The sequence below is a fragment of the Microbacterium sp. Ru50 genome, assembly GCF_002920555.1.
Lineage (GTDB): Bacteria > Actinomycetota > Actinomycetes > Actinomycetales > Microbacteriaceae > Microbacterium > Microbacterium arborescens.
Map to the genome: position 1 here is coordinate 1 of NZ_PQSV01000073.1, position 491 is coordinate 491.

At 50.5% G+C, this 491-nt stretch carries 1 protein-coding gene; it reads right to left on the bottom strand.

Translation table 11 applies throughout. The annotated features are described in order from the left end of the window. Positions 1 to 111: 111 nt before the first annotated feature. Positions 112 to 491 (bottom strand): hypothetical protein (locus C3481_RS16320; protein WP_219817693.1); only part of this gene is annotated, 380 nt, incomplete at its 5' end.

Genomic DNA, 491 nt, shown 5'->3' on the forward strand with positions numbered 1-491 from the left:
CGAAAGAGTTCGCTTCGCCGTCGCCATTGAAGGTGAAAACAATATTCGAGCCGGAGTCCGCTATCGTCTTAATGAACAGCATCAGTTTGTTGAGTGCTGATAGCTTTACCTTTAATCAAACGAAAGACGCCGACGAGCACGGGATGCAGGCTTTACGACCGCCCGAGCCATCGCCTCACCAATTTCTGCACATGCCGTAAGTCCCTGAACGAAAGGCTGGTCGTGCATCAACCAGGGCAACGCGCCGAACGCTACGCGCCCACGAATATCTTCGGGTTGCTGTAACGTATAATCTTCGCCAACATCAGGGATTTCATCCCCTGTTTTCTGTAATTGCTCGCGTAGCCCAGGGAAAGGGATATCTTTCACTTTAAGCGGACGTTGTCCGCGGGCATCAATAAAAACGTCAAACGAGTAGCTGTTGTCTTCCGTTTTCAGGACGGTGCGCGACTCATTAATTTCCATTTTGTAGTCTTCACCGAGGGCGAGAA